The organism is Leisingera sp. ANG-M6, from assembly GCF_000813905.1.
In the GTDB taxonomy this organism is placed as follows: Bacteria; Pseudomonadota; Alphaproteobacteria; order Rhodobacterales; family Rhodobacteraceae; genus Leisingera.
Map to the genome: position 1 here is coordinate 337,880 of NZ_JWLG01000017.1, position 11,041 is coordinate 348,920.

The window sequence follows — 11,041 nt, forward strand, 5'->3', positions numbered from 1 at the left end:
GGCAGCAATGAAATCCGACCGCAGTCACAGGATCAGATCCTGGCAGCAGCGCTATGTAGATCAAAGGAAATATCCAGGCAGCGCCTTGTTGATCCGGCGCGGCAGCGAAGAAATTTATTTCCATGCAGCCGGACAGCGCAATGTCGAAGAAAACCTGCCGTTCACGCGTGATACCCTGGTGCGGCTCTATTCGATGACCAAGCCGGTGACATCAGTTGCCGTTATGAAACTTCTTGAGCAGGGCCTGTTTCACCTGGATGCCCCCGTAAGCAACTTTCTCCCGGAATTCTGCACCATGCGGGCGTTGGTGCCGGGGGCAACTGACTTAGATCAGACTGAACCGTGCCAGACACCAACTCTGCATCAGCTGCTGACACATACCAGCGGGTTGAGCTATCCGTTCAACCCCGGACTGCTGCCGGAGGCAATGGAGCAAGAGGATCTTCTGTTCAAACCGGACCACGGACCGCTGTCCGCCATGGTGGCACGTCTGGCGGAGCTGCCGCTGGCGTTCAAGCCCGGAAGCCGCTGGGAATACTCTGTGGCAACTGACGTGTTGGGCCGGGTTGTTGAGGTTGTGTCCGGCAAGCCCCTGGGCGACTTTCTGGCTGCTGAGATCTTTGAGCCGTTGGGCATGACTGAAACCGCGTTTCAGGTGCCGGAAGGGGCAGGGAACCGCTTTGCCTCTCTCTACACCCCGCTGGCAGGTGACGCGATGGCGCTCAATTCAGCTGATGCCGGCAGTGACAGCCTGCGCCTGACCGACAGCTACGGCAGTTCGCCGTTTGAACAGGTAACTATGCATTCCGGCGGCGGCGGGCTGATCGGAACAATTGACGATTACATGAAATTCGCTGAGATGCTCCGCCGCCGCGGGCGCTGTGGAGATGGCTTCATTATCAGCCCTCAAACCGCTGATTTTATGATGCAAAACCATCTTGATGGCGACATCGCTTCAATGGGGCCAAGCAGTTTCGCTGAACAGCCGATGGAGGGTATGGGCTTCGGCCTTGGCGGTGCTGTAGTGCTCAATCCGGCGCGCGCGCGCTGTCCAGGCTCCATCGGTGATTTCAGCTGGGGCGGGATTGCATCGACCTTTTTCTGGGTCGACCGGCAGCTTGAAACCTCGGTGGTATTCCTGACCCAGCTCGCGCCATCCAGCTCCTATCCGTCACGGCCAGAGCTCAAGGCGCTGGTGCATGGAGCCTTCACAGAATAGCGTCCGGGCGCAAACCCTGCCAAAATGACGGCCGGTCAAAGGAAAACACTGTAAATGTCTGATACTGCCAAAATCCTGCTGGATCTTCTGGACCTCGAAACGCTGGACACCAATCTCTACCGCGGGTCGGGATCCGGCGGCGAAACTCCGACACGCATTTACGGCGGCCAGGTGATCGCCCAGGCGCTGGCAGCAGCATACGCCAGTGTTTCCGGAAGGTTATGCCACTCTCTTCACGCATATTTCATCCGGCCCGGGGATCCTTCAAGACCAGTGATCTATGAAGTCGATCCAGCCCGCGATGGCCGCAGCTTCACCACACGGCGGGTGGTGGCTATGCAGAACGGCAAACAGATCCTCAACCTTGCGGCGTCGTTTCATGCTGAAGAAGACGGCTGGGACTTTCAGCACGCTATGCCGGATGTTCCGGAGCCGGGCAGTTTGGAGCCTCGGCACGAGATCCTCAAGCGGAACGCCAGCCGGTTTGCACCGGAGCGGCAGGCTGAACTGCTGCGGGCACGGCCGTTTGAGATCCGGGAGGTTGAGCCGCGCGATCCTTTGTCACCGGAAGAAACCAGTGATGCCAACCAGATGTGGATCCGGATGGAAGCGGCACAGGGCGCAGGGCCTGAACTGCAGCACATTTTGCTGGCGTATGTGTCGGACTTCGGGCTGCTGGGATCCTCGATGCGTCCGCACGGGCTGACGTTTCACAATCCGAAAGCGATGACCGCCAGCCTGGACCATGCAATGTGGTTCCATGCACCGGTGCAGTTGCAGAACTGGCATTTGTATTCGATGGACGCGCCATTTACAGGCAAAGCTCGCGGGTTCAATCGCGGTTCTATCTTTTCCGAGGATGGACAATTGGTGGCCAGTGTTGCCCAGGAGGGTTTACTGCGGCCTATAAGGCGTTGATCTTATTTGAAAGTGATTGGCTTTCGTGTCTTGTCTTCCGCCATATTTACCATAATTCTGATTATAAGATATCCAGATCAGCGAATAGCAACGGTTCCTAACGAGAAACCAAAAAGAAAATGGCTCCCTCTGATCCAGAGGAAGCCAGTTGTCACCGGTCAGGCTCCTTCATTGACTGCCCGAAAGTTTTTTCTTACCTGGGCCATCCCGGTGTTCAGAACGGGCGCACCCGTTCCTGATGTCGTCACAAGCAGCCCTCAGCCTGCCTGCAGTGTTTGGGTGCGGCGCCGTCGGGGGTAAGACCGGCGCCGCAAGCGAAGGTCCTCAGCTGCAGCCGGAGGTTCCCCCGCAGGTGTTGCATTTCATGCAGGTCCCGTTGCGCACCAGCGTGTAATTGCCGCATTCGCCGCAGGCTTCGCCTTCATAGCCTTGCATTTTTGCCTTGGTACGCGCGTCCATGCCGCTAGTATTTTGCGCCGGTGCTGCACTGGTCTCCGGAACCAGGGTTTGCAGCGCCGCCACCGGATCAGTTCCAGTTCCCAGCACGCCGGCGTCGGTTTGGCCGCCCTGCAGCACCACCAAATCCTGCGGCAGACGCTTGCGCAGATAACCGGTTGAGGAAATTTGCTTCAGAACTTCCAGCGACCGGGTCGCGGCGCTTTCGCTCAGCTCCGACAGGTTCGACACGCCTTCTTCCTCGCCCCGGCCCAGATCGTCAAAGGTGGCACCTTCCGGTTTCACATGCGCCAGATCAGTGCGGTCCAGATAGGACACCGCCAGTTCGCGGAACACATAGTCGAGGATCGAGGTCGCGTTCTTGATCGAGTCGTTGCCCTGGACCATGCCCGCGGGCTCAAACTTGGTGAAGGTGAAAGCGTCGACAAACTCTTCTAGCGGCACGCCGTACTGCAGGCCGACCGACACCGCGATGGCGAAGTTGTTCATCATCGCCCGGAAGCCTGCGCCTTCCTTGTGCATGTCGATGAAGATCTCGCCGAGGTTGCCGTCCTCATATTCACCGGTGCGCAGGTACACCTTGTGGCCGCCGACAACTGCCTTCTGGGTATAGCCCTTGCGCCGTTGCGGCATCTTGGTGCGGTGCGATTTCAGCACCTCCTTGATGACCACTTTCTCGACGATCTTCTCAGCCAGAACTGCTGCCTTCTCCTGGCTGGAGCCGGTTTCCAGCACTTCGGCTGCATCGTCGTCATCCTCGACCAGCGCCGCTGCCAGCGGCTGGCTCAGCTTGGAGCCGTCGCGGTAGAGCGCGTTGGCCTTGATGCCCAGGCTCCAGCTCAGCTCATAGGCTTTCTGGCAGTCCTCGATAGTGGCTGAGTTCGGCATATTGATGGTCTTGGAGATCGCACCGGAGATGAAGCTTTGGGCTGCTGCCATCATGCAGATATGGCTGTCAACACTCAGGAAACGCTTGCCTTTCTTGCCGCACGGGTTGGCGCAGTCAAAGATCGCGTAGTGTTCTTCCTGCAGATGCGGTGCGCCTTCCAGGGTCATGGTGCCGCAGACGTGATCATTGGCCGCCTCGATGTCCTTCTTGGTGAAGCCCAAGTGGCGCAGCAGATCGAAGGTTGGATCGTTCAGCTTGGTTGCCGGGATGCCCAGCACGCCGGTGCAGAAATCCTCACCCAGGGTCCACTGGTTGAACACGAAGCGGATGTCAAAGGCCGATTCCAGCGCCGCATCCACCTTGGCCAGTTCGTTCGGGCCAAAACCGTGGCCTGCCAGCGAGGTGTGGTTGATGCCCGGCGCGTTGCCGATGGAGCCATGGCCCACCGCATAAGACACGATTTCCTCGATCTGCGAGGAGCTGTAGCCCAGACCCTCCAGCGCCGACGGAACCGAACGGTTGATGATCTTGAAGTAGCCGCCGCCAGCGAGCTTCTTGAACTTCACCAGGGCAAAATCCGGCTCGATCCCTGTGGTGTCGCAGTCCATCACCAGGCCAATGGTGCCGGTCGGTGCAATCACCGTGGTCTGGGCGTTGCGGTAGCCGTGCTTTTCGCCCAGTTCCAGTGCTTCGTCCCATGCGCTGGCGGCCAGATCGGTCAGCAGCGCATCAGGGCAGCTGGCGATATCCAGCGGCACCGGTTTCACGGACAGCGCCTCATATCCGTCAGCATTGCCCTTTGCAGCATTGCGGTGATTGCGGATCACACGCAGCATGTGGTCTGCGTTTTTCGCGTAGCCCGGGAAGGCACCCAGTTCCGATGCGATCTCGGCGGAGGTCGCATAGGCCACACCGGTCATCAGCGCGGTCAGCGCACCGCAAAGCGCCCTGCCCTCATCCGAGTCATAGCTGTAGCCCATGTTCATCAACAGGCCGCCGATATTGGCATAGCCCAGGCCCAGGGTGCGGAAGTCGTAGGAGCGCTGCGCGATTTCCTTGGACGGGAATTGCGCCATCATCACCGAAATTTCCAGCGTCAGCGTCCACAGGCGGCAGCAATGCATGTAGTCATCTGCCTGGAACTGGCCATCCTTCAGGAAGCTCAGCAGGTTCAGAGATGCCAGGTTGCAGGCGGTGTCGTCCAGGAACATGTATTCCGAACAAGGGTTTGAGCCGCGAATCTCACCGTCTTCCGGGCAGGTGTGCCACTCGTTCACGGTGTCGTGGAACTGGATGCCGGGATCGGCACAGGCCCAGGCTGCGTGGCCGACTTTCTCCCACAGGTCGCGCGCCCGGATCACCTTGGCAACCTTGCCGTCGGTGCGGTTGAACAGCTCCCAGTCGGCGTCTTTTTCGACCGCATGCAGGAAGGCGTTGGTCACCCGAATCGAGTTGTTGGAGTTCTGCCCGGAGACAGAGCTGTAGGCCTCGGAATCCCAGTCGGTGTCATAGGTCGGGAACTCGATCGAGGTGTGGCCCTGCTTGGCGTAATCCAGCACCCGCTTGATGTAGGTTTCCGGGATCGCCACCTTCTTGGCCTCTCGGATGGCCGATTTCAGCCCGCCGTTGACCGCAGGGTCGTAGGCGTCGGCCTCAGCCCCGTCCCAGCTGCGGATCGCCTCGAAAATGCCGTTCAGCATCTTCTCGTGCATCTTGGAGCCCGCGACGATGGACGCGACCTTCTGCTCCTCGATCACCTTCCACTGGATGAAGTCTTCGATATCCGGGTGATCGGCGTCAACGATCACCATTTTTGCTGCCCGACGGGTTGTGCCGCCTGATTTGATGGCGCCCGCTGCGCGGTCGCCGATTTTGAGGAAGCCCATAAGGCCGGAGGATTTGCCGCCGCCGGACAGCGGCTCGCCCTCGGCGCGCAGATGGGAGAAATTGGTGCCGGTGCCGGAGCCGTATTTGAACAGACGCGCCTCACGCACCCACAGGTCCATGATACCGCCATCCTTCACCAGGTCATCGGAGACCGACTGAATGAAGCAGGCATGCGGCTGAGGGTGTTCATAAGCGCTGTCAGACTTGGTCAGTTTGCCGGTCTTGTAGTCGACGTAGTGGTGGCCCTGCGCCGGGCCGTCGATGCCATAGGCCCAGTGCAGGCCGGTGTTGAACCACTGGGGCGAGTTCGGGGCCGAGCGCTGGGTCGCCAGCATGTAGCGCATCTCGTCGTAGTAAGCGCGCGCATCCTCCTCGGAGGAGAAATAGCCGCCCTTCCAGCCCCAGTAGGCCCAGGCGCCCGCCAGACGGTCGAAAACCTGCTTGGAGGACGTCTCACCGCCAAATTCCGCGCCCTTATCGGGGACAGAGCGCCACAGGAACTCGGGCACGTCTTTTTCACGGACTTTCTTCAGCCGGGACGGCACACCGGCCTTGCGGAAATACTTCTGAGCAATGACGTCGCTTGCGACCTGGCTCCAGGAAGACGGGATTTCGATGTTGTCGAGCCGGAAAACAATGGTCCCGTCCGGGTTACGGATCTCCGAGGTGGCGGAGACAAAAGCCAGATCGGCATAAGCATCCTGCCCGGGTTTGGTGAATTTCCGTTCGATCTTCATGCTCTGCCCCTTCTCAAGCACACATCGGTCAAGTGTCACGGTGCCCCCGCACCAAATGTCCCGGCCACGCAACACGCAGATACCCAGCGCACGCCGCATACGGCGCACTTGCGGCCCTCGCCGGCCATTCTACAAAGGACTGTCTGCTGTCTTCAGCGTTGTTGCTGTGGCCCCTTAACCCACCAGATTTAGTGCCATCGCAACCGGTGTCCACAATTTGGCGTATTCACACACAAAGGGTCAACGTTAAATTTACCCCTTGGCAACGATCTTTGCTGTTGACGCTATTCGCGGTTTCAAGGGTCCGGCGACGGCCATTGATTCATCCACAGGCTGCCACGTCCGGCGGTGTAAAAATCCAGTTTGCGGGCAACCCGGATTTCTTATGCCAAGCAAGTAACTTGCCGCGTCGCAGAGGCGCCGGAACGGCAGCTCCTTCGGGCAATGATTCACATCCCTTGAGCGGCCGGCGGCAAGTGGCATGCACAAACAGCTTTACGGTGATCTTCCGATAGCATCATGGCGCCGCAGCATTGGACCCCGTGGCGTCCTTAACAAACTGATGCGGTTCAGCGGCAGTTGGTTAAGGGAGTGTTAACAGGGTATTAAGGAAGTATTAACACTCATGATTGCATCAAGTCGATTGCCCTCCCCAAAAGCGGGAACCGAATCCTTCAGGCGGTTTTACCTGGCAAAGATTCGCTGCAATTTTATGGAGAGAAGTGGTCGGGGCGGCGAGATTCGAACTCACGACCCCCTGTACCCAAAACAGGTGCGCTACCAGACTGCGCCACGCCCCGGACCGTGCGCCTTCCTATCTCCGGCGAAGTGATTTGAAAACCCCTAACAGGGCCAAACTGCGCCTCTGGCGGAAAAAATTTCATGCCGCATCTGACTGCCCGGGGCGATACCGTAGCGGCGGGCCAGTCCACCGTTTATTTCGAGAACGGCAAACACTTCATCGCCGCCTGGGATTGGCGTCAGATCGCCGGGTTTGGCATTTTCATGAACCGAAGTGACCCGTCCGCTTTCATCCAGGAAAATGATGTCCAGCGGGATCAGCGTGTTCTTCATCCAGAACGCCGCCGGCTGGGGGTGCTCATAGACGAACAGCATCCCTGCCCCGCGCGGCATCGACTCGCGGAACATCAGCCCTTGGGCGCGCTCCTGCTCGTCATCGGCAATTTCAACAGAGAACCCGGTCTGCCCCCAGCTGCCGCGCAGGTCTACCCTGCCGGGCTTGCAATCCCCGGCAAAGACTGGGGCGGCAATCACGGAAAATGCGGCGGCGGCGAAACTCCAGCTAAGAAGACGCCGCGGCACCAGATCAGACCTGGCTGCCGGCCGCCAATGCGGCTTCCCATGCAAGAACTTCGACCGCCATGCGGCCGCGCTTGCCGTCAATCACCCGCATCGCCAGTGCTTCGCCCGGCTGCAGGTCCGCCAAGCCGGACTGGCGCAGAACCTCAACATGCAGGAACACATCTTCATCCCGGCCAAACACATTGGCAAAGCCGAAACCCTTGCCCTTGTCGAACCACTTGACCCGCGCAGGCTCCAGCGGTTCGTTCTGCAGGCTGACCATGTCCAATTCGGCAAAGTCGCTCAGCACCGGGGTGTCTTCGCGTTCCGGCGGCTGGATCGAGATGACCTCAACCGCCTGAACGCCGCGGCCGGTCTGATGCGTTACGATTTCAATCCGGGCGCCGTCCGCGACAGAGCTTTGCCCGAAATTACGCAGTACATTCACGTGCAGAAGGATATCCGGGCCGCCAGTGTCGGAAACGACAAAGCCATACCCTTTCGCCGGGTCGAACCACTTCACCAGCCCCTGAACTTGCTGCAAGCTGCTGAGATCTTCTGCCACTGGATTTTCCCTACCGCGTTTCTTGTTTTTTTGATGCTGCCCTGATGCGCCAAACTGACCTTGGAATTCAAGCTAAAAAGTCTTGAAAATGTCACGAAAGACGACTTGACCCAAGGTAAACTGACGATTCCTGTCAGGGATTAAGGCGATTGATATTCCATGCTGCAGATGCGTCATCGCGGCGCCAGCGGAACCGGTCGTGCAACCGGAAGGCGCCATCGGCCCAAAACTCGATTTCCAAAGGTACCAGACGGTAGCCGCCCCAGAACGGCGGCCGTTCCGGATTCGGTCCCTTCATCGCTGTCACTTTTGCGACCTCCGCCATCAGCGTGCCGCGGCTGTCCAGCGGCTGAGACTGTTTCGAGGCCCAGGCGCCTAGCCTGCTCTTGAGTGAGCGGGATCTATAGTATTCATCCGCCTGCGGCCCGTCCTCGCGCGTGATGGTTCCGCGCACCCGGATCTGGCGGCGCAAGGATTTCCAGTGCATGACAAATGCAGCCTTGCCTGCATGATCCAGCTCCTGCGCTTTGGCGCTCTCATAGTTGGTATAAAAGACAAAGGCGCCGTCCTCTATTTCCTTGAGCAGCACCATGCGGCTGTTGGGCAGCCCAGTCGCATCCACCGTGGCCAGCGCGATGGCGTTCGGGTCGTTGGGTTCGGACCGTTCTGCCTCTTCGAGCCAGGACCTGGCTATGGCAAAGGGGTCGTCGCCTGCGAATATACCTGTGCGGTCGGACATGAGCACCTCAAACGGGAATTTGAACGCAACCTAGGCAGCTTCGTTTCTGCCTACAAGGGTAAGCACCCTTGAAGCGCCCCGCGCGGCATTATAAACACCGCTAAATTATCAGATCACAGGCGGAGAACCTGCATGTCTAGTCAACTGATGGCCGGTAAGCGCGGCCTCATCATGGGCCTGGCCAACGACAAATCCATTGCGTGGGGCATTGCCAAGGCCTGCGCCGATGCCGGGGCCGAGCTTGCCTTTTCCTATCAGGGCGATGCGCTGAAGAAGCGGGTCGACCCGCTGGCAGAGCAACTGGGCAGCAACATTGTCCTGCCTTGCGACGTCTCGGACGAAGCATCGATCGACGCGCTGTTTGCCGAACTGGAAGCAAAATGGGGCAAGCTGGACTTCGTCGTTCACGCCATCGGCTTCTCCGACAAGAATGAACTGCGCGGCCGTTACGTCGACACCAGCCGCAGCAACTTCCAGATGACCATGGACATCTCGGTATTCTCCTTCACCGCCGTGGCAAACCGCGCCGAGAAGATGATGAAGGACGGCGGCTCGCTGCTGACCCTGACCTATTACGGTGCCGAGCAAGTGATGCCGCATTACAACGTGATGGGTGTTGCCAAGGCCGCGCTCGAGGCCTCCGTCAAATACCTGGCCGAGGACCTGGGCAAGGACGGAATCCGCGTCAACGCGATCTCTGCCGGCCCGATCAAGACCCTGGCTGCATCGGGTATCGGCGATTTCCGCTACATCATGAAGTGGAACGAGTACAACTCGCCGCTGCGCCGCAACGTGACCATCGACGATGTGGGCAAGTCCGCGCTCTACCTGTTGTCCGACCTCAGCTCCGGCGTCACCGGCGAAAACCTGCATGTGGATGCGGGTTATCATGTCGTCGGCATGAAGGCGGTGGATGCACCGGATATCTCCAAGTAACTGAAAACACGGAGGCCCGGGCATCGGTCCGGGCTCCGGCAAGCTGACGCGATACCGCGGGGAGCACATAAAATGACTGATCGTCTGCCGCACGAAAAAGGCTTTCACATCAGCTGGGACCAGATCCACCGCGACAGCCGTGCCCTGGCCTGGCGCCTGGACGGGCAAGGCCCCGACGATGGCGCCTGGCGCGCCGTTGTGGCGATCACCCGCGGCGGCATGGCGCCGGCGATGATCGTCAGCCGCGAGCTGGACATCCGCACCGTCGACACCATTTCTGTCCGCTCCTACCATCACCAGGCCCAGGGCGAGGCCGAGGTGCTGAAGGCGCCGGATGCAGCCCTGATGGGTGACGGCGAGGGCGTGCTGATCATTGACGATCTGGTCGACAGTGGCAAAACTTTGGAACTGGTGCGCCAAATGTACCCCAAGGCGCATTTCGCAACGGTCTACGCCAAGCCCAAGGGCCGGCCGATGGTGGACACCTTTATTACTGAGGTTAGCCAGGACACTTGGATCTTCTTCCCCTGGGATATGGCCCTGCAGTACGTCGAACCCTATCGCGGCACTGATTGAAGCGGTCCAGCCTGCAGAATTCCAAAGGCGCGCGTCACAGCGCGCCTTTTTCGTTGGTTGGACCGGCCTTAGGGCAAACCCGTGCGCCCTTCCCGCTTGAGCCGCAACGGGCGCCGTGCCAGACATATCCCGGCGCGCACCAGGATGCGCCTGAACTTTCGCTGCAGCCCGGAGCCGCCCATGCCCCTGCCCCGCACCCAAGCCACCTTTGTCTCGCCCATCGTCGAATCGCGCCGCTGGGTGGCCGGTGCTGAGTTTCCGCCGGACCGCCCGCTGTTGAATGTGAGCCAGGCCGCCCCGGCAGAGGCCCCGCCGGAAGGTTTGCGCCAGGCGCTGGCGGAGGCTGCGCTGAATGACGTCTCCGCGCATCTCTACGGTCCCGTCCTCGGCAACGACCCGTTGCGCCGGGCACTGGCGCAGCAGATGTGCCGCCACTATCAGGCGGAGGTGCTGCCGGAACAGGTCGGCATCACCTCCGGCTGCAACCAGGCCTTTTCTGCCGCCATTGCCGCCCTTTGCGGTGAGGGCGATGAGGTGATCATCCCGGTGCCCTGGTACTTCAACCACAAAATGTGGCTGGACATGGCGGGCGTCACCGCCGTGCCGCTGCATGTGGGCGCGGGGATGCTGCCGGATCTGGCCGCGGCTGAGGCCCTTATCACCGACCGCACCCGCGCCATCGTGCTGGTCACGCCCAACAACCCTTGCGGCGTGGAATACCCCAGCGGCCTGGTCCAGTCATTCTTCAGCCTCGCCCGCAGCCGCGGCTTGGCGCTGATCGTAGATGAAACCTATCGCGACTTCGACAGCCGCCGGC

The 11,041-nt window shown here is 60.0% G+C and carries 9 protein-coding genes and 1 tRNA gene; 5 read left to right on the plus strand and 5 right to left on the minus strand.

Annotated features, from left to right (window positions below; genetic code table 11):
• Positions 1-7 precede the first annotated feature (7 nt).
• Together RA24_RS16690 and RA24_RS16695 are read left to right on the plus strand one after the other, a co-directional pair.
• Positions 8-1,219: a serine hydrolase domain-containing protein gene (locus RA24_RS16690; protein ID WP_039193024.1), complete on the plus strand. Its 1,212-nt coding sequence runs from the start codon at positions 8-10 to the stop codon at positions 1,217-1,219.
• Positions 1,220-1,273: 54 nt separating this feature from the next.
• Complete coding sequence (locus tag RA24_RS16695; protein WP_019297793.1) at positions 1,274-2,137, plus strand: acyl-CoA thioesterase; 864 nt, start codon at positions 1,274-1,276, stop codon at positions 2,135-2,137.
• A 324-nt stretch (positions 2,138-2,461) separates the two neighbouring features.
• Here the strand turns inward: RA24_RS16695 and RA24_RS16700 are convergent, their stop codons facing one another.
• The 5 genes from RA24_RS16700 to pdxH form a co-directional block, all read right to left on the minus strand.
• Positions 2,462-6,106 carry a vitamin B12-dependent ribonucleotide reductase gene (locus tag RA24_RS16700; protein WP_039193027.1) on the minus strand — a complete coding sequence of 1,215 codons (3,645 nt, stop codon included), beginning with the start codon at positions 6,104-6,106 and terminating at the stop codon, positions 2,462-2,464.
• 723 nt (positions 6,107-6,829) lie between these two features.
• A tRNA-Pro gene (locus RA24_RS16705) sits at positions 6,830-6,906 on the minus strand.
• A 43-nt stretch (positions 6,907-6,949) separates the two neighbouring features.
• A complete protein-coding gene (locus RA24_RS16710; RefSeq protein WP_039193030.1) occupies positions 6,950-7,381 on the minus strand; it encodes a DUF192 domain-containing protein in 432 nt (143 codons plus the stop codon).
• A gap of 52 nt (positions 7,382-7,433) precedes the next feature.
• A complete protein-coding gene (locus RA24_RS16715) occupies positions 7,434-7,973 on the minus strand; it encodes a cold-shock protein (protein ID WP_039193033.1) in 540 nt (179 codons plus the stop codon).
• A 133-nt stretch (positions 7,974-8,106) separates the two neighbouring features.
• A complete protein-coding gene (gene pdxH / locus RA24_RS16720) occupies positions 8,107-8,712 on the minus strand; it encodes a pyridoxamine 5'-phosphate oxidase (RefSeq protein ID WP_019297789.1) in 606 nt (201 codons plus the stop codon).
• A gap of 132 nt (positions 8,713-8,844) precedes the next feature.
• Here pdxH and fabI point away from each other — a divergent pair, with 132 nt between their 5' ends.
• The 3 genes from fabI to RA24_RS16735 form a co-directional block, all read left to right on the plus strand.
• The gene (gene fabI, locus RA24_RS16725; RefSeq protein ID WP_039146008.1) at positions 8,845-9,648 is read left to right on the plus strand and encodes an enoyl-ACP reductase FabI; all 804 of its coding nucleotides are present in this window, start codon (positions 8,845-8,847) and stop codon (positions 9,646-9,648) included.
• A 72-nt stretch (positions 9,649-9,720) separates the two neighbouring features.
• A complete protein-coding gene (gene gpt / locus RA24_RS16730; protein WP_019297787.1) occupies positions 9,721-10,224 on the plus strand; it encodes a xanthine phosphoribosyltransferase in 504 nt (167 codons plus the stop codon).
• A gap of 180 nt (positions 10,225-10,404) precedes the next feature.
• A partial coding sequence (locus RA24_RS16735; RefSeq protein ID WP_039193071.1) for an aminotransferase class I/II-fold pyridoxal phosphate-dependent enzyme occupies positions 10,405-11,041 on the plus strand: 637 nt, incomplete at its 3' end.